The sequence below is a fragment of the Streptomyces sp. NPDC102270 genome, from assembly GCF_044766405.1.
Lineage (GTDB): Bacteria > Actinomycetota > Actinomycetes > Streptomycetales > Streptomycetaceae > Streptomyces.
The window spans coordinates 18392-40796 of sequence record NZ_JBIWLX010000030.1; the positions used below are offsets into that span (position 1 = coordinate 18392).

General features: G+C 68.8%; 16 protein-coding genes. 9 read left to right on the forward strand and 7 right to left on the reverse strand.

The genetic code is table 11. From position 1 onward, the window contains the following. Positions 1–34 precede the first annotated feature (34 nt). The 7 genes from ACIRP7_RS41555 to ACIRP7_RS41585 all read left to right on the forward strand — a co-directional run bounded on the left by ACIRP7_RS41555 (position 35) and on the right by ACIRP7_RS41585 (position 8466). A complete protein-coding gene (locus ACIRP7_RS41555; RefSeq protein ID WP_403670943.1) occupies positions 35–1522 on the forward strand; it encodes an aldehyde dehydrogenase in 1488 nt (495 codons plus the stop codon). After that, on the forward strand, positions 1515–2450 hold the full coding sequence (locus ACIRP7_RS41560; RefSeq protein WP_403670946.1) for a 3,4-dihydroxyphenylacetate 2,3-dioxygenase: 936 nt from the start codon (positions 1515–1517) through the stop codon (positions 2448–2450). Before ACIRP7_RS41555 ends, ACIRP7_RS41560 begins: the two co-directional genes overlap by 8 nt. 12 nt (positions 2451–2462) lie before the next feature. Then, positions 2463–3308, forward strand: coding sequence for a fumarylacetoacetate hydrolase family protein (locus ACIRP7_RS41565; protein WP_403670948.1), 846 nt, complete (start codon positions 2463–2465; stop codon positions 3306–3308). Between the two features lie 129 nt (positions 3309–3437). Continuing rightward, the gene (locus ACIRP7_RS41570; RefSeq protein ID WP_403670951.1) at positions 3438–4073 is read left to right on the forward strand and encodes a TetR/AcrR family transcriptional regulator; all 636 of its coding nucleotides are present in this window, start codon (positions 3438–3440) and stop codon (positions 4071–4073) included. A 211-nt stretch (positions 4074–4284) separates the two neighbouring features. Next, entirely contained in the window at positions 4285–5742 is a 1458-nt protein-coding gene (locus ACIRP7_RS41575; protein WP_403670954.1) for an APC family permease, read from the forward strand. A gap of 517 nt (positions 5743–6259) precedes the next feature. Further along, on the forward strand, positions 6260–7750 hold the full coding sequence (locus ACIRP7_RS41580) for an aldehyde dehydrogenase (protein WP_403670956.1): 1491 nt from the start codon (positions 6260–6262) through the stop codon (positions 7748–7750). After that, positions 7747–8466, forward strand: a complete 720-nt coding sequence (locus ACIRP7_RS41585; RefSeq protein ID WP_403670959.1) for a gamma-glutamyl-gamma-aminobutyrate hydrolase family protein — start codon at positions 7747–7749, stop codon at positions 8464–8466. Before ACIRP7_RS41580 ends, ACIRP7_RS41585 begins: the two co-directional genes overlap by 4 nt. Before the next feature lie 285 nt (positions 8467–8751). Here ACIRP7_RS41585 and ACIRP7_RS41590 read toward each other — a convergent pair whose 3' ends face one another. Continuing rightward, a complete protein-coding gene (locus ACIRP7_RS41590) occupies positions 8752–9330 on the reverse strand; it encodes a MarR family winged helix-turn-helix transcriptional regulator (RefSeq protein WP_007379215.1) in 579 nt (192 codons plus the stop codon). Positions 9331–9687: 357 nt separating this feature from the next. Further along, complete coding sequence (locus ACIRP7_RS41595) at positions 9688–10287, reverse strand: TetR/AcrR family transcriptional regulator (RefSeq protein ID WP_403670962.1); 600 nt, start codon at positions 10285–10287, stop codon at positions 9688–9690. A 421-nt stretch (positions 10288–10708) separates the two neighbouring features. Between ACIRP7_RS41595 and ACIRP7_RS41600 the strand changes: the two genes are divergently transcribed. Next, complete coding sequence (locus tag ACIRP7_RS41600) at positions 10709–12154, forward strand: pyridoxal phosphate-dependent decarboxylase family protein (protein WP_403670965.1); 1446 nt, start codon at positions 10709–10711, stop codon at positions 12152–12154. A gap of 459 nt (positions 12155–12613) precedes the next feature. Here the strand turns inward: ACIRP7_RS41600 and ACIRP7_RS41605 are convergent, their stop codons facing one another. The 5 genes from ACIRP7_RS41605 to ACIRP7_RS41625 all read right to left on the reverse strand — a co-directional run bounded on the left by ACIRP7_RS41605 (position 12614) and on the right by ACIRP7_RS41625 (position 20702). Further along, positions 12614–15619, reverse strand: a complete 3006-nt coding sequence (locus ACIRP7_RS41605; RefSeq protein WP_403670967.1) for a hypothetical protein — start codon at positions 15617–15619, stop codon at positions 12614–12616. Between the two features lie 501 nt (positions 15620–16120). After that, positions 16121–16825 (reverse strand): FadR/GntR family transcriptional regulator, encoded by a 705-nt coding sequence (locus ACIRP7_RS41610; RefSeq protein WP_403671009.1) that lies wholly within the window; start codon positions 16823–16825, stop codon positions 16121–16123. A gap of 84 nt (positions 16826–16909) precedes the next feature. After that, the gene (locus tag ACIRP7_RS41615) at positions 16910–17953 is read right to left on the reverse strand and encodes an ABC transporter permease (protein ID WP_403670969.1); all 1044 of its coding nucleotides are present in this window, start codon (positions 17951–17953) and stop codon (positions 16910–16912) included. Positions 17954–17955: 2 nt separating this feature from the next. Next, complete coding sequence (locus tag ACIRP7_RS41620; protein ID WP_403670972.1) at positions 17956–19548, reverse strand: sugar ABC transporter ATP-binding protein; 1593 nt, start codon at positions 19546–19548, stop codon at positions 17956–17958. Positions 19549–19646: 98 nt separating this feature from the next. Then, positions 19647–20702 (reverse strand): sugar ABC transporter substrate-binding protein, encoded by a 1056-nt coding sequence (locus ACIRP7_RS41625; RefSeq protein ID WP_403670975.1) that lies wholly within the window; start codon positions 20700–20702, stop codon positions 19647–19649. Between the two features lie 844 nt (positions 20703–21546). Between ACIRP7_RS41625 and ACIRP7_RS41630 the strand changes: the two genes are divergently transcribed. Further along, positions 21547–22398, forward strand: coding sequence for a fumarylacetoacetate hydrolase family protein (locus tag ACIRP7_RS41630; RefSeq protein WP_403671012.1), 852 nt, complete (start codon positions 21547–21549; stop codon positions 22396–22398). Positions 22399–22405 lie beyond the last annotated feature (7 nt).

Sequence of the window (22405 nt, forward strand, 5' to 3'; positions counted from 1 at the left end):
CCCCCTTGCACATCAGAAGACCTGGAGACCGGACATGACCGAGCACATCACCACGGTGGCCGGGGTCGCCGTCGACACCCGGCACTGGATCGGCGGCGAACGCGTGGCGTCCGTCGAGACGTTCACCGACGTGTCGCCGATCGACGGAAGCACCCTTGGAGAGATCTCCCGGGGCACGGCGACGGAGGCCGCGGCCTCCGTCGCCGCCGCTCGCGCCGCCTTTCCCGCCTGGGCCGCCACATCGCGGGCCGAGCGGGCCCGCATCCTGCACGCCATCGCCGACGGAGTCGAGAAGCGCATCGAGGACCTCGCCAATGTCGAGACGCTCGACAACGGCGCTCTCCTGCGTTCCCACCGCCGCGGTGTGATGCCGCGCGTGGCGCACAACTTCCGCTTCTTCGCCGACTGGCTGCTGAAGCTGGAGCACGAGGACTTCACCACGTACACGAGCGGCTCCGCCGCGGGCCGCGGCCACACCAACCACGTGAGCTGGGACCCGGCGGGCCCATGCGTGCTGATCACGCCGTGGAACGCCCCGCTGATGCTGGCCACCTGGAAGGTCGCCCCGGCGCTGGCCGCCGGGAACACGGTGATCCTCAAGCCCGCCGAGTGGTCCCCGCTCACTGCTTCGCTGCTCGCCGACATCGCGGCCGAGGCAGGGCTGCCGGCCGGTGTCCTCAACGTCGTGCAGGGCTACGGCACCGAGGTCGGCAACGCTCTTGTCTCGCACCCGGACGTCCGCCGGATCAGCTTCACCGGTTCCGTGCCCACCGCCCGGCACATCGCCCGGGCGGCCGCCGCCAACCTCACCCCTCTCAGCCTCGAACTCGGCGGCAAGTCACCGCTGTTGGTCTTCGCCGACGCGGACCTCGACCTCGCCGTGGACCTGGCGGTGGAGCAGTACGACAACGCCGGACAGGTATGCCTGGCCGCGACCCGCATCCTTGTCGAGGAGGCGGTCTCGGACGAGTTCACCCGCCGGTTCGTGGAAAAGGCGAGCCGGCTCAGGCAGGGTGACCCGCGTGACGAGGGCACCGACCTCGGCCCCAACATCCACCCGCGCCAGCTGGATAAGATCGACGGTTTCGTGCGTCGCGCGCTCGACGACGGGGCTCGCGCGGTCATCGGCGGCAAGCGCAAGGACGCTCTGTACTACGAGCCGACCCTCCTCACCGACGTCGCCCAGGACTCGGAGATCGTGCAGGAGGAGGTCTTCGGTCCGGTCCTGACGCTCCAGACCTTCGGCGACGAGGAAGAGGCCGTGCGCTTCGCCAACGACACCCGCTTCGGTCTGGCCGCCACCCTCGTCACCGGCGACCACGAGCGCGCCGAGCGGGTCACCGCGCGGCTCGTCGCGGGCACGGTCTGGGTCAACTGCTTCTTCGTACGCGACCTCCAGGCTCCCTTCGGCGGCTCCCGCCACTCGGGCGTCGGCCGGGAGGGCGGCACATGGAGCTTCGACTTCTACTGCGACGTCAAGAACACCGTCACCGCGCCGAACGGATGGCAAGACCATGGGTGAAATCGTCGGGGCGGGTCTGCTCGCCCACGTCCCCACCATCGTGCTGCCGGAGGGGGACCGGCTCGAGCTGAACCAGGGCAAGGAGATCACCCTCGTCACCGGCTTGCGACAGCTCCGCGAGGACGTCTTCGACAGTGACGACTACGACACCGTCGTGGTCCTGGACTCGCACTGGGCCACCACCGTCGAGTTCGTCGTCACCGCCCAGCAGCGCAGGGCCGGACTGTTCACCTCCGAGGAACTGCCGCGCGGCATGTGCCGTATGCCGTACGACTTCCCGGGTGACCCCGAACTGGCCCACAGCATCGCCCGGTTCGCCGACAAGCACGGCACCTGGGTCACCGCGATCGACGACGAGTACCTCCCGATCTACTACGCCACCATCAACCTGTGGAAGTTCCTCGGCGAGGGGCTGCCGGACAAGCGATGGGTGACCATCGGCGTCTGCCAGACCGGTGACATGGAGGACCACCTGCGCCTCGGCCGCGCCCTGGCGGACGGTATCGGCGCCACTCCTGGCCGCCGCGTGCTGCTGATCGCCTCCGGAGCGCTGTCGCACACCTTCTGGCCGCTGCGCGAGCTTCGCGACCACGAGTCGAGCGACCCCGGCCACATCTTCACGTCCGAGGCCCGCGATGCCGACTACGAGCGCATCGCCTGGTTCAAGGAGGGCCGCCACGGCAAGGTCCTCGACACCATGGACGAGTTCTGGAAGTACAAGCCCGAGGCCCGCTTCTACCACTACCTGATGATGGCCGGCGCCCTCGGCGAGCAGGCATGCGTCGCCGAGGCACGTCAGTACGGCGAGTACGAGAACTCCATCGGCACCGGCCAGGTCCACCTCTGGTTCGACCGCCCGGCCGAGGGCTGGACCGGCACCGGCGCGCCCGCGTCCGCCTCCCCGCGCACCCCGCACAGCCGCTCCTAGAAAGGCCCCGCCATGCCCGAATACCGCCGTGTCCTCCTCGACGGAGCCGCCGTCGAGACCGTCTGTGACGGTGACGAACTCGTCGCCGGGGACGGCCGCCGGGTCAAGATCGAGGACGCCCAGCACCTGCCGCCGGTCGTGCCGTCCAAGGTCGTCGCCGTACACCTCAACCACCGCAGCCGGGTCGACGAGTTCAAGATCCAGCTGACCTCGACGCCGACGTACTTCCACAAGCCGACCTCCGCCCTCAACTCCCACAAGGGCGCCATCGTCCGCCCCGAGGGCTGTAAGTGGCTCAACTACGAGGGAGAGGTGGCGATCGTCATCGGCCGGACCGCGCGCAACATCTCCCCTGCCGAGGCGGGCGAGTACATCGCGGGCTACACCGTCGCCAACGACTACGGCCTGCACGACTTCCGCGACACCGACGCCGGTTCGATGCTGCGGGTGAAGGGCTCCGACACCCTGTGTCCGCTCGGCCCGGGCCTGGTCACCGACTGGGACTTCCACGGCAAGTACCTGCGCACGTACGTCAACGGCGAGGTCGTCCAGGACGGTTCGACGGACGAGATGGAGTGGGACATGCACTACCTCGTCGCCGACATCGCCCGCACCATCACTCTCCACCCCGGCGACGTGCTGCTCTCCGGTACCCCGGCGGGCTCCCGCCCTGTCCAGCCCGGTGACGTCGTCGAGGTCGAGGTCGAGGGCCTGGGGCGGCTCACCAACCACATCGTCACCGGCCCCACCTCGATCCGTACGGACGTCGGAGCCCAGCCCACCGAATCGGAAGAGGTCCTGTCCACCGCGCTCGGCGGCGACTGGGAGTTCCGCGGTATCCGGCCCCCCAAGCGCTGATGCCCACCGTGGGCGGAACCGCACCCGGCCTGCCGCGACGGTGCCCGGCGTGGTGCTTCACCTGTCCGTCCCGTGCGGCCGGGCAGGGGAGAGGCCGCCGTGCGTGTACGGGCCGGTAGGGTCGCACCCATGACCGAAGCCACCGGGACCCCTGAGGGCCGCAGGCCGCGCAAGCGGGTGAACTACGGGGAGGGCCGGGAGGCCCTGCTCAACGCGGCCGTGCGGGTGGTGGCCCGGGGTGGTCTGCGCAAGCTCACCTATCGCGCGGTGGCGGAGGAGGCAGGGGTCACCCACGGTCTTGTCGTCCACCACTTCGGCACCCGTGACGCGCTGATCGAGGAGGCGCTCGCCCACACCGTACGCTCCAGCCTGAGCGTCAGCGCGGTCGAGCCGGGGACCGGCAAGGTGTCCGACTTCTCGGCCGGAGTGTCCGAGATGGTCACGGCCGATCCGGACACCCAGGTCTTCCAGTACGAGCTGCTGCTCGAATCCCGGCGAAGGCCGGAGCTGCTGCCGCTGATCCGTGGGCTGTACGACGAGTACTTCGATGCCACCGAGCGCGAGCTGTCCCGGATGCTTCCCGAGGGTGCGAACCGGGCGATGACGCGGCTGGTCTTCGCCGCCCTCGACGGTCTCGTCCTGCACCAGCTCGTTCTGGGCGGCGGACCCGAGGTCACCGACGCGGCCATCGAGGAGCTCCGCTCCTTGCTGCGGTTGCTCGACGCCGACGCAGACAGCGAGAGTGCGGGCGACAGCGGCGCCTGACTCGCCGACCTGCCTGTTGTGAGGCCCCGGACGCTTGGCGCCCGGGGCCTCGTTCGGCTCGGATGCCACCTCGGCCACGGCCTCGTACAGACGATGCGGTGGCCCAAAAAACACCACACAAACCCTTGCCATCTGGATAGTTCCAGCCCACTATGAGGCAACTCGTTTGGCTCGAAACGAAACCCCTCTCCCTTCCAGGCAGGTGATCCGCGTGGACAGTCAGACGGTCGAACCAACACAGACCGTGCAGAGCCCCTCCGCTGCAGGCAGGCTCAAACCCAACTCCCTCGGTGTTCTGGGAATCCTCTTCTTCGTTCTCTCCGCGCAGGCGCCGCTGACCGGCATAGCCGGTGCCGTGCCCATCGCCGTCGCCATCGGCAACGGCGCGGGTGCGCCCGCCGCGTATGCCGCGGTCGGCGCCGTCATCCTGCTGTTCTCCGTCGGCTTCGTCGCCATGGGGCGACATGTCGTGGACGCGGGCGCCTTCTACACCTACATCGGCAAGGGGCTCGGCCGCCCCATCGGCTCCGGGAGCGCGGGAGTCGCGCTGTTCGCCTACTGTGCGGTCCAGGCCGCCATGTACGGCTTGTACGGCTTCATCGTCAGCGGCCTGGTCGAGCAGTACACGGGGCTGAGCGCACCGTGGTGGGTCTGGGTCCTGGTCACCATGGTGATCGTCCAGATCCTCGGTGCCGCCGGGATCGAGATGGGCGCCAAGATCCTCGCCGTCTTCGTCCTGGCCGAGTTCAGCATCCTGTTCGCCTTCGCCCTGGTGACCTTCTTCAAGGGCGGCGGCCCCGAGGGGCTGGGCTTCGCCCACAGCTTCTCGCCCCATGCGGCCCTGCAGGGGGCACCGGGCGTGGCGCTGATGTTCGCTGTGGCTTCGATGTTCGGCTTCGAGGCCACCGCGATCTACGGCGAGGAGGCACGGGAGCCCCGCAGGACCGTCCCCCGGGCCACGTACCTGTCCGTCATGGTCGTCACCGTCTTCTTCGCCTTCACCTCGTGGATGCTGGTCTCCGCCCATGGCGCCTCGAACGCCACCGCGGACGCCGGGAAGGCACTGGAGAGCGGCGACGCCACGTCCTGGGTCTTCGCGCCGATCACCGCGCAGTTCGGCGGCTGGGCAGGCGACGCGCTGCCCATCCTGCTGGCCACCTCCCTCCTCGCCGGCGTCCTCGCCTTCCACAACTCCGCCAACCGCTACCTGTTCTCGCTCGGCCGCGACGGCCTGCTGCCGCGCGGGCTGACCGCGATCAACCGACGCCACTCGCCCTGGGCGGCCGGCGGCGTGCAGACCGTGATCTCGCTCGCGTTGGTCATGCCCTTCGCGCTGCTGGGCAAGGACCCGGTGCTGAGCCTCTTCTCCTGGTTCAGTGGGGTCGCGGTGCTGGCGGTCATGCTCCTGTACTTCCTGACCTCCGTCTCGGTGGTCGTGTTCTTCCGCCGGGAACGGCTGGACGCTCGCGCCTGGAACACGCTGATCGCCCCCGTCCTGGGTGCGCTCGGCATCGCCGGTGCCATCTGGCTGATCCTGGCCAACTTCACCACCCTCATCGGCGGGGACCAGGGCACGGCGATGTGGCTGGAGCTCACCGTCCCGACGGTCCTGGTCCTGGGCGTCATCGCCGCGCGACTGACTCGTGGCAGGGCGATGGCCGACGTCTGAGCCTGCCCCGCGGTGTGGCCGGCCCGGTCCTTGTCCTTCCCCTCGGGCCCGGACCGGCCACACCGACCTCTCCGGGCCGGGGGAGGGCTTGCCCTGAGTCCGGGGTGCGTGAAGAAGCCGTCAGCCGGCCGCTGTGCCACGTGGCCGACGTGCCAGCCGTACGCACCGCTCCGCGCCGCCGAGGTCGAGGCAGTCGCGCGTCACAGCCCTGGTGATCTCCGGATCCGCATCCCCGGAAAGCGCCCCACCTGGAACGCCGGCCGATCTCCGGGCGCGATGACGCATTGACCGATCCACCGAGCGCGGTGGTCGGCCCCCGCCGCCGAAGCAGACACCAACCACCGGTACGCCGAGGTGGTGATCCATGCGCAGGGGTGCGAGTTCGCCCGCGCATGTCCATGACCCGTTGACCGTACGACCGAACGACAAGCCGGTCGAGACCCCGGTCTCCCCTGCGGGGACCGCCCGTGACTTATCGTTTGGATTCAAACGTAACGCCGTGACCTGGAGGCTACGCATGCTGGACACCACCCACGACGACTGGCTGCGCCGGGCCACGGCACTGGATGTGCCAGGTGCGCACCACATCGACGGCGCCGACGAACCCGGCGGCGGGCAGTCCTACCCGGCCGTCTCGCCCCGCGACGGGAAGGTGCTGGCGCACGTGGCCGACGCCCAGCCCGCCGAGGTGGACGCCGCCGTGGCCGCCGCGCGCCGGGCCTTCGACTCGGGGCCGTGGCCACGCCTCGCACCTGCCGACCGGGGCCGGGTCCTGTTGCGGATCGCTGATCTGCTGGAGGAGCAGCGTCACCGGCTGGCGCTGACGGTCAGCCTGGAGATGGGCAAGCCGATCACGGACGCGTACGACATCGAGCTGCGCGCCGCGATCAACACCTTTCGGTGGTACGGGCAGCTGGCGGACAAGCTCACCGACGAGTCGCCGCACACCGCGCCCGACGCGCTCGCCCTGGTCACCCGCGAGCCGGCGGGTGTCGTCGGCGCGGTCGTCCCCTGGAACTTCCCTCTCACACTGGCGAGCTGGAAGGTCGCTCCGGCGCTCGCGGCCGGCTGCACCGTGGTGCTCAAGCCGTCGGAGAACTCGCCGCTGTCCGCGTTGCTGCTCGGTCGGCTGGCGACCGAGGCCGGGCTGCCGCCGGGCGTACTCAACGTCGTCACCGGCGACGGGCCCACCGCCGGACGGGCGATCGGCCTCCACCCGGACGTCGATGTGCTGGCCTTCACCGGATCCACCGCCGTCGGGCGGCACTTCCTGCGGTACGCGGCCGACTCCAACCTCAAGCGCGTCTGGCTGGAGCTGGGCGGCAAGTCACCCAACATCATCCTCCCGGACGCACCCGACCTGGAGAAGGCCGCCGAAACCGCGGCCTGGGGCATCTTCTTCAACCAGGGCGAGATGTGCACGGCCCCTTCGCGGCTGCTCGTCCACTCTTCTGTGGCCGAGCGCGTGACGGACTCCATCGTGGCGCGGGCCCGGGAACTACGGATCGGTGACCCGCTCGACCCGGCGACCGAGATGGGGGCGCTGGTCGGTGAGCGCCACCTGCAGCGCGTACTGGAGCACATCGGCACCGGCCTCGACGAGGGCGCTCGGCTGCGGGCCGGGGGCAGCCGCACACTCGCCGACACCGGCGGCAGTTACCTGCAGCCCACCGTCTTCGACCACGTGGATCCGGGCATGCGGCTGGCCCGTGAGGAGATCTTCGGCCCCGTCCTGTCCGTGCTCACCTTCGACGACCTCGACGAGGCCGTCGCGCTCGCCAACGACACCGAGTACGGCCTGGCCGCCGGGCTGTGGACCTCCGACCTGTCCACCGCCCACCAGGTCTCGCGCGCGCTGAAGGCCGGCACGGTCTGGGTCAACTGCTACGAGGAGGGCGACCTCACCGTGCCCTTCGGCGGCGTGAAGCAGTCCGGCAACGGACGCGACAAGTCCGCCCACGCCATCGAGAAGTACACCGAACTCAAGACCACCTGGATCCAGCTGTGACGACGCCCGCGCGACCGCTGATCGCGATCCCCGCCCGCTTCGCCGCCTCCACCTCCGCCCTGCGCTACGCCGCCGAGGTCAACGCCCGCGCGCTGGTCGAGGCGGTCTGGCGGGCCGGCGGCGAACCGGCCACCATCCACCCCGCCGAGCCCACCGCCGCCGACGTGGCCGCCCGCCTCGCCCGCTTCGACGGCGTCCTCCTCCCCGGCGGCGGCGATCTCGCCCCGTACCGCTACGGCGCGAGCGACACCCACGACAGCGTGTACGACGTCGACGACCTCCAGGACGCCTTCGACCTGGAAGTCGCCCGCCAGTCCATCGACCTGGGCCTGCCCCTGCTCGCGATCTGCCGCGGCCTCCAGGTCGTCAACACCGCCCTCGGCGGCACCCTCCACCAGGACATGGGCGGTCCGGACCGCGAGCACCGACATGTCGTGCACCCGATGGCGATCCGGCGCGGCTCGCTGCTGGAACAGGCCACCGGCGCCGAGAAGGTGGAGGCATCGTGCTACCACCACCAGCGGGTCGACCGTACGGGCGCCGGCCTCACGATTACCGCCCGGGCCGCCGACGACACAGTGGAAGGGCTCGAACTGCCCGGAGTTCTCGGCTGGTTCGCCGCGGTCCAGTGGCACCCCGAGGACACCGCCCATGAAGACCCCGCCCAGCAGGGACTGTTCGACGCCCTTGTAGGCGCCGCACGCGACCGCCATTGACAGCACGAGAACTCACCGCCGTCTTCCTCGTCTGACGCCGCACAAGTCCTGCCCCCGCGGCTACCTCGCTCCCGGCACAGCTCTGCGGCGCATCACGGCCGCCCGAGGGCTGGGACCGCAGGACATCGCCATCGCCCGATGTGATCAGCTGCCGCAGTCCACCGGCGGGGAGTGGGATCGCTGCCATCGCGTCACCGGTAACGCGGGGGCTCCGAGCGCCGCCGGCCTTCATCGCGGCGGAGGCGTGCTCCCTCTGAGTCCTGCCCCGCTGCGCGGGCTCCCCCTTCACGCCTTCGGCTTCGGACGGCGACCACTGCGACGCAGGGCGGGCTCGGCACCGTTCAGCAGGGCGCGCCGACGCTCCTCGCCGTGCTCCTCGACCTGGAGCACAACTCGCCGCAGTCCGTCCGCGACGCTGCGGCACTCGTCGTCGTCCAGCTGTTCGGCCACGAATGCCTCCTCCTCGTTGAACTGCGGAAACACCCGCCGCATCAGTTCCTCACCCTCGTCCGTGAGGCTGAGCAGAACCAGCCTCCCGTCGGTGGGATGACCGCCCCGTCGCATCAGCCCCCGAGCCTCCAGCGTGCGCGCGACCCCAGTGAGTGTGCCCTTGGAGATCCCCGCTTCCTCAGCCACGTGCCGGGTCTCCGACTCGCCCCAGATCCAGACCACCCAGAGCACGACGAACGCCGTCCAGGTGAGATCGGATCCGCGGAGCACGGAGTTCTCCAGATGCTGCCGTACCGCCGAGGCCGCCCGGTGGATATTGGCCACCACAGCCATCTGCTCATGGCGGATCGGGATGCCGCCGAGCTTCGCAGCGGCCAGCTTCTCGGCTTCGGTGATGGATCGATGGCCGGGCACGGGCACACCCCTTCGACGTCTCTGCGACGCACTGGATCGACAATACCGTTCGGGCCCAAATTGTACGAAGCTCGAGTGAGGGAGCGCTCGGCCATCGGCCCCCGATGTACACGGCACCTGCCTACGCCGCTGCTGCCGAGAAGCCCGACGCATTCGATTCTCGCCCCTTCGTATGTCTGCAGGGCGGAAGACGGCGCGAAGCCGGGACGGCGGTGGTCCACGCCACCCGGACCACGGCACGAACGGGTGGCTGAGGCGCCCCGGCTGCCGTAGTTTTCCGCTGCCGACGGTGGACACAAGGGGCGGATCAGATGCAACTGATCCACAGGTGAGTACGTCTGCGCCTGCGTGCTCACATCATGAGGTGCCGGTCTGCAACCCCGCGATGAGTCCGTCGAGTATCCGCAACTGGCGGGAGGGTGTGGTCAGGCGGGCCGCGAAGATCGCGTTGATCTGGAGTCCCATCAGCGTGGCCATCGCAAGGTCCAAGAACGCATCGAGATCGCAGGATGGGTTGATCTCTCCCGCTTCAGCCGCAGTGTGCAGATACGAGAGCATCTGATCGCGCCAGCGCGATATCGCCTGGTCGTAGACGCCGATCAGTTCCTGATCGGCTACCGCGTAATTCCAGAAGCCGATGACCACGCGGGCCTCATTGAGACGCTCGTCGTCCAGGGGCATGATCTCGACGCAGAACTTGCGGAACGCGGTCAGGCCGTCGGCGCCGGCGATGGTGCGGGCGGCCCGCTGTTCGGTGGCTGCATTGGCGCGCTCCAGCGCGGCCCGCAGAATGGCTGCTTTGGTGGGAAAGTATCGTGCGAGCGCACCGTTGGTGAATCCAGCTTCGGCGGCGAGATCCCGCATGTTCAGCGCCGCGAACCCTCGCCGCGCGACAAGGCGCCATACGGCTTCGATGATCTCTTCACGCCGCGCGTCGTGGTCCACGATCTTGGGCATGGTGACACCTTACCAACGGGTAGACGCCTGAATGCTGAGGGCTGGGGTCGCACTCGCGGGCCTCACGGCGGATGAGTCCGAGGGGTCGTGTGACCCGCAGACCCAACCCTGTGACCTGGTGAACCTCTTACGCCACGTGCTCGCGGCAGGGGCGCACGGAGCGAGGGCGAAGAGCTGTCATTCCCGGTGGCCGTGAGAGGTCCCCATGGCGCCCCCTTCCCAGCGACCCCATAAGGGATTACATTGAAGCTATTAATCTACAACTGTAGACGACAGGCTCTGGTGCGGCACCAATCGGTACGCGGCATCGAGGCCCTCTGAATCCGGTAGCGGCCAGCTCGCCCCGGGCACCTGATCGTCCCCAGCGCTCAGGTGGGCGCTCAGCCCTCGTCATGACCAACACCACCTCTTAGGACAGAGCATGCCTGATCTTGAGCCAGATGAATTCCGCCGCCAGGGCCACCAGTTGGTCGACTGGGTCGCCCAATACCGCACCTCGCTCCCTTCCCTGCGCGTGCGGCCGAAGGTCTCACCGGGCTCCGTGAAGGCGCAGCTTCCTCGTGAACTGCCTGAGCAGCCGTCCCAGGCGCTGGGCGATGATCTCATCGCCTTGCTCAACGACGTGGTCGTCCCCTCGTCGCTCCACTGGCAGCACCCGGGCTTCTTCGGCTACTTCCCAGCGAACGCGTCCCTGCTGTCGCTCCTCGGTGACATCGCATCGGGCGGGATCGGAGCGCAGGGAATGCTCTGGTCGACATCGCCGGCCGGGACGGAGATCGAGCAGGTCCTGCTCGACGGCCTGGCGGATGCCCTGGGCCTTGGTCGCGAGTTCACTTTCGCCGGAGGCGGAGGCGGTTCGCTGCAGGATTCGGCTTCGTCGGCATCGTTGGCTGCCCTGCTGGCTGCGCTGCAGCGCAGCAACCCGGACTGGCGCGAACACGGCGTGGACGGCACCGAGACGGTGTACGTCACCGCCGAGACCCACTCGTCACTGGCCAAGGCCGTGCGTGTGGCCGGGCTCGGCGCGCGAGCATTGCGGATCGTCCCCTTTACCCAGGGCACGCTGTCCATGTCGGCGGATGCCCTGGCAGACATGCTGGCCAAGGACGCGGTCGCCGGAAAGAGGCCGGTCATGGTCTGTCCGACCGTGGGAACAACCGGCACGGGTGCCATCGACCCCGTGAGAGACGTCGCGCTGGCAGCGCGTGCGTACGAGGCGTGGGTGCACGTCGACGCCGCGTGGGCAGGGGTCGCGGCGTTGTGTCCCGAGTTCCGCTGGCTCCTGGACGGCGTGAACCTTGTCGACTCGTTCTGCACCGACGCACACAAGTGGTTCTACACCGCCTTCGACGCCTCGTTCATGTGGGTGAGGGATGCCCGAGCGCTGCCCACAGCGCTGTCCATCACGCCGGAGTACCTGCGTAACGCTGCGACCGAATCGGGCGAAGTCATCGATTACCGCGACTGGCAGGTCCCGTTGGGCCGTCGTATGCGTGCGTTGAAGATCTGGTCGGTGGTGCACGGCGCCGGACTGGAAGGCCTGCGCGAAAGCATCCGCGGCCACGTCGCCATGGCCAACTCCTTGGCCGGCCGGATTGAGAGTGAGTCGGGCTTCGCCCTGGCCACCCCGCCATCACTGGCACTCGTATGTCTGTACCTCGTCGACCGGGAAGGGCGCCCCGACGACGCCGCTACCAAGGCAGCAATGGAGGCGGTCAACGCCGAAGGGCATTCCTTCCTCACGCACACATCGGTCAACGGTCACTTCGCGATTCGCGTCGCCATCGGCGCGACGACGACGCTGCCCGACCACATCGACACCCTGTGGGACTCGCTTCGCAAAGCCGCTCGCCAGAGCGGTGGATGACTACTGACCTTGGCGGGTTGGCTTCGGGTGCCGGGGTTGAGGGTCAGGCCGGTTTCGGTGAGGCAGCCCCACTTCCGACCCCGCAGACACCTGATGACCGCTGCCGCCCACCGAGCCGAAATGACCATCCGCTCCGCCATCCGGGACCACGTCACCGGAGTCGTCGGCACGGCCGGCAAACCATCAGGCCCGCGCACGTCCAACAACGTGACAACGCCCGAACCATCCACCTCACCGGATTGAAGATCACCAACAGCATCATGAGCGGGACGCCTACGTCACACTCGGACGTACAGCAGCGACGAACGTGGGATCGCCTCGTTACCGGTCTGGACGATGTGTGCGTCGAGACCGGTACCCAGACGCGCTTGAGGCATCGAGGTGCGTCTGGTGAGTGCGGGCCGACCACCCCGCTCCCGACGGATCCGGAACCCGTCGGGAGCGGGGAGCCGAGGTGGGTCACCGCACGTCGAACCGGTCGATCACGAGGTAAGAGCCTCCGGTCTTGGTGAGGGTGAGGCTGTGTCGCCCTTGGACCAGACCGCTCACGGTGTAGACGGTCTGTTGGACGTGGCGGCTGGCGGCGTTGGCGTTGACGGTGCTCTGTGAGGCTCCGTCAAGCGAGACCGCGATCGTGCCTTCGTCGGAGTTCGTCTCGGTGACCAGGTCGATTCCGGTGCCGGTGAAGGTGACGGTGACCGAGTCGCCGTTGGCCGTGGCGGCATGGACGTCGTCCTGGTAGTCGCCGAGGCCGCGGTTGGTGTAGGCCCTCCAGGACGGTCCGGTGTAGGTGAGGGAGGAGGCGGTGTCGTTGTACACGCCGGTGACCTCGAAGCCGTCCACAGTGGCGAAGGAGCCGCTGCGCTTCACGACCTGGATGGTGTGGCTGCCTGCGGTCAGACCGCTCACGCTGTAGACGGTCTGCTGCACCTGGCGGGTGGTGGCGGAGGTGTCGAACTGGCCCTTGGAGGTGCCGTCGACGAAGACCTCGATCTGGCCCTGGTCAGTGTTCTTCTCACCGATCACGGAGACCCCGGTGCCGGTGAAGGTCAGGGTGGCGCTGTCGCCGTTGGCCGAGGTGGCGTGCAGGGCGTCGTGGAGGTCGCCGAGGCCCCGGTAACCGCTGGCGCTCCAGGAACCGGTGTAGCTGATCGCCGTGTCGTCGTCGTCGACCAGGCCGGTGAGCGGCTGGTACGCGGCTGTCGGTCCGGCCGCGGCGATGATCGCCCGGGCCGCGGCGGGCCAGGCGCCGCCGGAGACGATCGTCGACTGGACCAGGGTGATGTTGGTGCCCCGGTTGTCGTAATGCGAGCGGTCGGCGTAGTTGTCGTGGATGTTGTTGTCGTGGATGGTCGGCGTCCACATGCCGACCCAGTTGCCCCCTCCGAGGCGCACGACGTTGTCGTGGGTGTTCCAGTAGGAGCTGCCCTCGTCGTGGTAGATCACCTGGTTGGTGTGGTTGGTCACCTCCAGCAGGTTGCCCGAGGTCACGGAGGTGGCGGAGCCGTCGCCGTTGCCCTGGCCGCCGTTGGTGTAGATCGGGCCGCCGTCGTGCAGCACGTTCATCACGTCGTGGACGTGGTTGTTCAGGATCTGGTTGTGGCCGGCGTAGATCGTGCCGTGACGGCAGGTGGTCAGGCCCTGGGCCGACTGCATGCTGCAGGGGGAGGCGTACCCCCAGCCCCAGCCGAGCGATATCCCGGAGTACGGAGTGTGGCCGATGTCGTTGTTCGCGATGGTCAGATCGCGGGTGTAGCCACCCCAGATGCCGACCGCGTCGCGGTAGTCCAGGGCGACGTGTTCGATCCAGTTCTGCGAGATGGTGTCACCGGTGGTCATCCGGGCGGTGTCGGTGAGGTAGTAGTCGTCGACCTCGCCGGCGTAGACGCCGCCGCCGGAGGTGTCGTGGATGTAGTTGTCGGTGACCGAGGTGTTCTGCGTACCGTCGGCCAGGTCGACGCCGTTGCCGCCGGTGTGGGTGATCTCGTTGCCGGTGAAGCCGATGCCGGAGCCACGGTGGATCTGGACGGCCGCCGGGATGCGGAGCGGGGCCTGGGTGCCGGCGTCCCAGAGCACGCCGGCCTGGTTGTCGATGTAGCCGACGGTGGAGGGCAGCTTCCAGGTGGTGTAGGCGAAGGTGAGGCCCTGGAAGGTGATGTCGTGGACCGGGGCCACGGTGTCGGGGATGACGGTGAAGCCGTCGATCACCATGTAGGTGCCACCGGTCTTGACCAGCTTGACGGTGTGCTGGCCCTTGGTCAGGCCGGACACGGAGGCGACGACCTGCTGGGCGAGCCTGGTGGAGCCGGCCGCGGTCACACTCTGGGTCTTGGTGCCGTCGACGTAGACGTCGATGCCGCCCTCGTCGGTGTTGACCTCGGAGAGTACGTCCAGGCCGGTGCCGGTGAAGGTGTAGCTCACCGAGTCGCCGTTGGCGGTGGTGGCGTGCACGTCGGCGTAAAGGTCACCGTAGGTGCGGCCGGTGGCGGTGGTCCAGGCGCCGGTGTAGGTGACGCCCGGGTCGCTGTCGTTGACCGGGGTCAGGTGTCCTGGGGTGCCGCTCGCGTCCACCAGCTTCTCCAGGACGGGAAGTTCCACGTCCGCGGTGCTGAGATCCTCACCCGTGCGCGGCATGTAGTAGACGTAGCCGGCCGCACTGTCCAGATAGAACTCGCCCTTCTGGTCGAGCAGCTGGTAGGCGTTCTCCACCCAGGTGACGCCGTCCAGCTTGGGCAGGCCGGCGCCGTTGAAGGGGAAGCCCCGGTTGACCACCGAGGTGTTGTTGTTCACGAAGCAAGCAGGGTCGACGTTCAGGCTGGACCCGCCACCGCTGGGCACGGTGATGCTCGCCAGCGGGCACCTCATGTGCTTCCAGTCCTTGTCGTACGCGACCTCGACCGAGGATGTGTTGGTGAACGACGCGTAGGAGGTGTCGCTGGTGGTGAAGCTGGACCCGCTGAGAGTGAAGCCTCCCGGGTTGAGCGGGCCGCGGGCCCGCTGGGCGCGCACCCCGTCGACGAACAGCTGGCGGCTCTGCGTGCCGACCGGCACCGAGGCGCGGTAGATGTTCTTGGCGCTGTCGTACACCGAGAAACCGGTGACCTTCCGGGCGCCGTTGAATACCGGCTTCTCGCCCGGATAGGCGGCGTAGACGACCTTGTAGCCGTTCTTTCCGGAGTCCGAGGGCCCGAGGGTGAACGCCTCCGACAGCCGGTAGGTGCCTCCGCGGAGAGAGACGTCGATGTCGGCGGCCATCCCGGAGACCAGGTCCCGCACTTTGCTCTTGGCACCGTCCAGGCTGCAGGGCGCGCTGAGCGTGCAGGCGGTGCCCGAGCCGGTGGGCGACGCGTACAGCAGGGTCGGCGTGGCGGCGGACGCTGGGGGGATCGCGACCGCGACCGCGGCGATCAGCACGGCGCCTACCGTGCCGATACCGCGGACGGATCTGCGGCGGAACAGCAGCATTGATGCTCCTTCAGGAGAGTGCGGTTGCGACCCGTTGGAGGACGCGACAGGGGTTGAACGTCATGTGCTGGCTATGACTGCTGGCGCTATCACCGAGAGAGCTCCGATGATTCGACCATCAGGGGCGACTGTTTTTGCCCCATCGCGAAGCGGGTCAGGGCCGAAGGGGAGGCTTCCAACGCAGGTGGACATGGCACTTACGAAGCAATCAAGAGCATCGCGCTCGCGTTTGATGGCCCGCTTACGCCTAGCCAGTCATAGGATCTATAGCAGACAGCGGGGAGATTACGGCGAAGTTGCCGCGGCGGGCAAGAGCTGAGGGCACAAGGGAAGGAAGGCGGGGTCTGCGGGGCGCACGACGGGCGCGTCGTCCCGCCGCCGAGGCCCGGGCAAGGCCCCGGCCCGACGCGGGCGGCGGCTTCCTTCTCCCGGCAGGGGCGGGCGATGGCTGCGGCAGTCCGCGGTCTGTCCGGCAGCAGGTTCTCGGGGAGCTCCGACGTCTCACCCATCGGGGCCCTGGGGAGTTTTGTCCGCGCCGAGGCTCCTCGCAAGCCACTGTTCGACGGCGGCGACATGGACCGTAGCGGCGGAGACAGCGAGGAGTGCGTCCCGTGTCCGAAGGGCACGGAAGATTTCCTCGTGCTCGTGGTGCGCGTTTTCCAGAGCCTGCTGGATCTGGCTGCCCCGCACGATCCGCACCCGCTGGGTACGGGTGGAGAGCACCCGCAGCAACATGGAGAGGACCGGGTTGCCGACCGCTTCCACGATCCGCAGATGGAACTCGATGTCGTGGGCGACGAATTCCTCGACGGTGGCCGCGGCCCGGCACTGGTCGAGTATGCCGCGCAACGCCTGGAGGTCCTCGGGTGTCAGCAGGGCCGCGGACAGCCCGGTCGCCTGCGGTTCCAGGAGCCGGCGCACCTGGAGCAGTTGCAGGGCGGTCCGCCCCTGGGAGACGTCGGCGGCGAAGGACAGCGTTTCGAGGAGCAGGTGGGGTTCCAGGCTCGACACATAGGTACCGTCGCCCTGCCGGGCCACGAGGATCCGCATGGCGGTCAGCGCCCGGACCGCCTCGCGCAGCGAGTTGCGGGACAGGCCGAGCTGGTCCGCGAGGTCGTCCTCCCTGGGCAGGCGGGAGCCCGGGGCGAGATCACCCCGCACGATCATGGCCTTGATCTGGTCCATCGCCTCGTCGGTCAGCGCCATGGGGGTGCCTTTCATGCCGGGCGGACAGGGAGCGGCTCCGCGCGAGCCCTGGCGGGGTCCGGGGGGAGCCGCGTCGCATGGCGTCTACTCCTGCTTCTCGCCGGAGGCGAAGCGGGAGATGATCAGCGCGACGATGATGATGGCCCCGTTGAGGAACTGGTTCCACAGCGGCGGCACACCCGCCAACGTCATGACGTTGACGACGAGTTGCAGGGTCAGGACACCGGTGAGGGCGCCGAACACGGACCCCTTGCCGCCGTTGAGGCTGACCCCGCCGATGACGGTCGCGGCGAAGACCTGGAAGATCCAGCCGCTTCCCTGGGTGGCGGAGATGGAGCCGTAGTGGCCGCTGTAGAGGATGCCTGCGAACGCGGCGAGCCCGCTGCCGAGGATGAGGACGATCCATACGATCCGGTCGACGCGGATGCCGGCGGTGCGGGCGGCCTCGGAGTTGCCGCCGATCGCGTACAGCGCCCGCCCGTGGCGCAGCCAGGCCAGGGCGCTGCTGCCGAGTGCGAACAGCAGCGCACAGATCCAGATGGCTGCCGGCACGCCCAGCCAGGCTGTCTTGCCCAGGTAGGTGAACGAGGAGGGCAGGTCCACGATGGACTGGCCCTCGGACAGTGCCACCTGGAGGCCGCGCAGCATGGTGAGGCCGCCGAGGGTGACGATGAACCCGTTCAGGCGGAGCTTGAGGATGAGGAAGCCGTTGGCGGCGCCGATCAGCGCTCCGACGAGCAGGCACAGCGGTATCGCCGTCCACTCGGGGAACAGCCCGAGCCCGGTGAAGCGCCCTCCGGTACTGGGCAGCACCAGCCACACGGCGATGACGGGGGCGACACCGATCGTGGACTCCAGCGACAGGTCCATCCGCCCGCAGATCAGGATCAGCGCCGTGGCGAGGACCAGGAGGCTCAGCTCCGTGGACTGCTGGGCCACGCCGATGAGGTTGTCGGCGGTGAGGAAGGCCGGCGAGACGATGAACCCGATCAGGCCCAGCACCAGGATGGCGGGGACGAGCGACAGTTCTCGGAATCTGCCGAGGTGGAGGCCGCGGCGGGGGGCGGTCTCGGTGGCGGGCTGCTTCTCCGCCACGGTGGCTTCGGTGACGTCTGTGGTGGCGGACATGGCTACCTTCCGTGCTCGTGTCGCGAGGCGTCGGTCTGTTCGGTGGGGGATGCGGCCGGCGTTCCCGACACGCCTTCCATGGCGGCGACCAGGTGTTCGTCCTTCCAGCCGCGGTCGAACTCCGCGACCACCCGCCCGTGGAACATGACGATCACGCGGTCGCACACCTTGAGGTCGTCCAGCTCGTCGGAGACGATCAGGGCCGCCTTCCCGCCGTCGGCGACCTGGCGGATCCGGCCGAGGAGGAACTCCTTGGACTTGACGTCGACCCCGTTGGTGGGCCGGATGGCCACCAGGACCTGCGGGTCGGTGGCCAGCGCGCGGGCGACGACGACCTTCTGCTGGTTGCCGCCGGACAGGGCGGAGACCGGGGTCGCGGCCCCCGGCGTCTTGATGTCGAGACCCTGGATCATGCGCTGGGCGAAGGACCTGGTGCGTGAGGGCAGCACGGTGCCGAACGGTCCCAGCTGGTCGGTGACCGTCAGTGTCGCGTTCTCCGCGACACTGCGGTTGTTGACCAGGCCCTGGAGGTGGCGGTCCTCGGGGACCAGTCCGACCCCCGCGGCGAGCGCCCTCGGCACACTGCCGCTGCGGACCTCATGGCCGCCCACCGAGATCCGGCCGGCGTCGGGGCGGTGCAGACCTGCGACGGTCTCGCCCAGCTGCACGTTTCCGCTGGTGGCGGCACCGGCCAGCCCCACCACTTCGCCCGCTCGCACGGACAGGGACAGGTCGTGGCAGGCGTCGGACAGGGTCAGGCCCTCGATCGTCAGCAGCTCCTCGGCGTCGGGCCGCACGGACGCGGAGCCGGTCGCGGCCGCCGCGGAAGCCGTCTCACCGGTCATGGCCTCTACCAGGGCCTGGTGGCCGAGTTCGGCCACGGGCGCGGTCAGGATATGGGCCGCGTCCCGGTAGACGGTGACCGTGGCGCAGAGGTCGTAGACCTCCTGCAGATGGTGGGAGATGAACAGGAAGGCGACACCCTGCCGCTGGAGATCGCGGAGCTTGTCGAAGAGACGCGCTATGCCGCGGGCGTCCAGCTTCGCGGTCGGCTCGTCGAGGATGATGAAACGGGCGCCGAAGGACAGAGCCCGGGCGATCTCGATGAACTGGCGCTGCTCGACGGTGAGGTCCCGGGCCCGGGCGGCGGGGTCGATGTCCACGCCGTACTCGCCGAGGAGCTGTTCGGCCCGCTGCCGTAGCTGCTTCCAGCGGATGGGCCGCAGCGCGGCGGGGCTCTGCCGGTCCAGGAAGAGGTTCTCCGCCACGCTCAGCTCTTGGATGATTGTGGAGCGCTGGTAGACGCAGGCGACGCGGGAGCGCCAGGCGTCGGTGTCGCCGAAAGCGGGTGCCGTTTCGCCCGAGAAGCGCAGCGACCCGGTGTCCGGCTGCTGGAGGCCGGTGAGGACGGACACAAGCGTGGACTTGCCCGCGCCGTTGCGTCCGACCAAGGCGTGCGACTCGCCCGGGGCGATGGTGATGCGGGCGTCGCGCAGCGCGACGGTGGCGCCGAATCGTTTGCTGATACCGGTCGCCTCGGCCACCGGGGCCTGGCCGCGCGTGCCGTTCGCCGGGGCGGTCGCGGTGTCCGCCATGGTGGATACCGTCCTTGTGTACGAGTACGGGGGATGTGTCGAGCGAGGCGGAGGGACGAGATCCTGCCCGTCCCTCCGCTCAGCCGTCGGTTGGTCGGTCACCGGCTGATGTTGTTGCCCCACAGGGACGTGTCGTCCACGGTCTTCTTGGTCACCAGGGGCGCGGGCAGCTGGTCTTCCAGGCCGTTGGGGAGCTTGACGATGGTGGAGCCGTGGTCCGTCGCACCCGGCTTGAACGTCTTGCCCTCGGCCGCGGCCTGCGCGTAGAAGACGGCGTACTTGGCGTAGAGGTCGGCGGGCTGGGAGATGGTGGCGTCGATCTGGCCCTTGCGGATCGCGTCGAACTCCTGCGGGATGCCGTCGTTGGAGACGATGCTGATGTGGCCCTTCTCGCCTGCCGGCTTGAGCAGGCCCTTCTGCTGCAGCAGCGCCAGGGTCGGCTGCAGGAAGACGCCGCCGGCCTGCATGTAGATGCCGCCCAGGTCGGGGTGCTGGGCGAGCAGGCTCTGCAGCTTGGCGGAGGCGACGTCGCCCTTCCAGTCGGTGGGCAGCTCGAAGACAGTGATCTTCGGGAACTTCTCCTTCATGCACGCGGCGAACGCTTCGGAGCGGTCGCGTCCGTTGATGGAGTCCAGGGCGCCCTGGAGTTCTGCCACCTTGCCCGTGCCGCCCAGCTGCTTGCCGAGGAACTCGCACGCCTTGGTGCCGTAGGCCCTGTTGTCGGCGCGTACGACCATGTAGACGTCGCCCTTGTCGGGTCTCGTGTCGACGCTCACGACCGGGATCTTCTTCGCCGCGAGGGCGTCGAGGGTGGAGGCGATGGCGCCGGTGTCCTGGGGCGCCATGACCACGGCCTTGGCCCCGGTGTTCTCGAAGACCTGGACGTTGGCGACCAGCTTGGTGACGTCGTTCTGCGAGTTGCTCAGCGGCAGTGCCTTGATGCCGTCCTTGTCGAGGTCCTTCTTCACGTAGTCGGCGTAGGAGTTCCAGAAGTCGGAGTCCGAACGGGGCAGGTCGATGCCGATGGCCGGCTTGTCGCCGCCCGAGGCCTGGGTGGAGGCCGTGCTCTCCCGGTTGCAGGCGGTGGCGAGAGCCAGCACCGCGAGGACGGCGGTGGCGGCTGCGGCAGTGGAGCGGGTACGAGCGAGCTTCATGACCGTGTTCTCTCCTTAGCCCGGGCAGGGAGCCGCAGGGCGACGGTGGGACGGGGCGGCGGCTTCTTCCCGCGGGGGAGCGGGAAAGGGGTGAGGTCGCCGAAAGGAGCGGGCCGGAGGGCAGCTGTAGCGGGACCGCGCTTCCCAGGGGCTGGGTGAGGATGGATGGGTGAGACCGATGCCCGAGGCGGTGACGACATCAACGGGAAGCCGTTGAGTCCTCCGATGTCTGCCAGGCGATGAGGACGTTACGGCGAGGTTGCCGGGATTGACAAGTGTTTCTTTCGCCGATGAGTCGCGCGGCTTCGCGGGTCTAGGGCGACAGAGCTGGCCCGCAGCTCTCCTAGCTCCTCGCTGACGCCGTTGACCTGCGGTTTTTGTGCGAGGTCAATGCGTGGCGACAGCGTCTTACGATTCGGCAACGTCCCCCCGCAGCCCACCCTTGACCCCGGTACCCGGGTCGCCGGCCGGCCCCGACATGCAGAAAGGCGACCTCGACCACCACACCGTCTCCGGTCCGTACTGGGCCGACGCGGCGCGGGAGCTTCGAGGGAGAGTGGGGACGGATTCATCGGAGGCTGTACCGCCGCCCGGTGATCATTGATGGGAAAAGTTGGGATGTTTTCCCTTGTGTCACATGGCGAGAAGGCCACACCTCCGAGGACTGCATTGCGACTCGGGCTTCCGCCATCTACAGTCGCCGTGCGCCATACATCCGATGACTCGGCGACGTGGCCGCGACTTCTCCCTACGCCCCGCCCTCTCGGCCCGGTCGCCGAGGGCGGCCCGCCGGCCGGTGCGGCCGGTCGTCACCCACCGAACCCACGGCAAGGAGCTGTTCCCGTTGAAACTGCTACGACTCGGGGCTCCCGGTGAGGAGCGGCCTGCCGTCCGCACCGAAGACGGCCGACTGCTCGACGCATCTCCTGTCACCGCCGACATCGACGGCACGTTCCTGGGCTCCGGGGGACCGGAGCGGCTGCGTGTCGCCGTCACGGAGACGTCGTTGCCCGAGCTGGACCCCGCCGGCCTGCGGATCGGCGCGCCCGTCGCCCGTCCCGGCAAGATCATCTGCGTCGGTCTCAACTACCGCGACCACGCGGCCGAGACCGGCGCCGCGATACCTCCGCGTCCGGTGGTCTTCATGAAGGACCCGGGCACCGTCGTCGGCCCGTACGACGAGGTGTTGATCCCGCGCGGTTCCGTCAAGACCGACTGGGAGGTGGAACTCGCGGTCGTCATCGGTCGCCGGGCGCGTTACCTGGACGGACCTGAGGCCGCCCGGGCGGTGATCGCGGGCTATGCCGTCAGTCATGACGTCTCGGAGCGTGAGTTCCAGCTGGAGTACTCCCCGCAGTGGGACCTGGGCAAGTCATGCGAGACCTTCAACCCACTCGGCCCGTGGCTGGTCACCGCCGACGAGATCGATGACCCGCAGGACCTCTCGTTGCACCTGAGCGTCAACGGCAGGAAGCGGCAGCAGGGCCACACCCGCGACATGATCTTCCCTGTCGACCACATCGTGTCGTACCTGAGCCAGTACATGGTCCTGGAACCGGGTGACGTGATCAACACCGGTACGCCCGCGGGCGTGGCCCTCGGTCTGCCCGGCACCCCCTATCTCCGTGCCGGTGACACGGTCGAACTCGCCATCGACGGACTCGGCGACCAGCGCCAGACCTTCGCCCAAGCCTGAAAGGCAG

Coding starts and splice junctions, on each gene's coding strand:
- ACIRP7_RS41555 (WP_403670943.1), top strand. CDS start 35: ATGACCGAGCACATCACCACGGTGGCCGGGGTCGCCGTCGACACCCGG.
- ACIRP7_RS41560 (WP_403670946.1), top strand. CDS start 1,515: ATGGGTGAAATCGTCGGGGCGGGTCTGCTCGCCCACGTCCCCACCATC.
- ACIRP7_RS41565 (WP_403670948.1), top strand. CDS start 2,463: ATGCCCGAATACCGCCGTGTCCTCCTCGACGGAGCCGCCGTCGAGACC.
- ACIRP7_RS41570 (WP_403670951.1), top strand. CDS start 3,438: ATGACCGAAGCCACCGGGACCCCTGAGGGCCGCAGGCCGCGCAAGCGG.
- ACIRP7_RS41580 (WP_403670956.1), top strand. CDS start 6,260: ATGCTGGACACCACCCACGACGACTGGCTGCGCCGGGCCACGGCACTG.
- ACIRP7_RS41595 (WP_403670962.1), bottom strand. CDS start 10,287: ATGCCCAAGATCGTGGACCACGACGCGCGGCGTGAAGAGATCATCGAA.
- ACIRP7_RS41600 (WP_403670965.1), top strand. CDS start 10,709: ATGCCTGATCTTGAGCCAGATGAATTCCGCCGCCAGGGCCACCAGTTG.
- ACIRP7_RS41605 (WP_403670967.1), bottom strand. CDS start 15,619: ATGCTGCTGTTCCGCCGCAGATCCGTCCGCGGTATCGGCACGGTAGGC.
- ACIRP7_RS41610 (WP_403671009.1), bottom strand. CDS start 16,825: ATGGCGCTGACCGACGAGGCGATGGACCAGATCAAGGCCATGATCGTG.
- ACIRP7_RS41615 (WP_403670969.1), bottom strand. CDS start 17,953: ATGTCCGCCACCACAGACGTCACCGAAGCCACCGTGGCGGAGAAGCAG.
- ACIRP7_RS41620 (WP_403670972.1), bottom strand. CDS start 19,548: ATGGCGGACACCGCGACCGCCCCGGCGAACGGCACGCGCGGCCAGGCC.
- ACIRP7_RS41625 (WP_403670975.1), bottom strand. CDS start 20,702: ATGAAGCTCGCTCGTACCCGCTCCACTGCCGCAGCCGCCACCGCCGTC.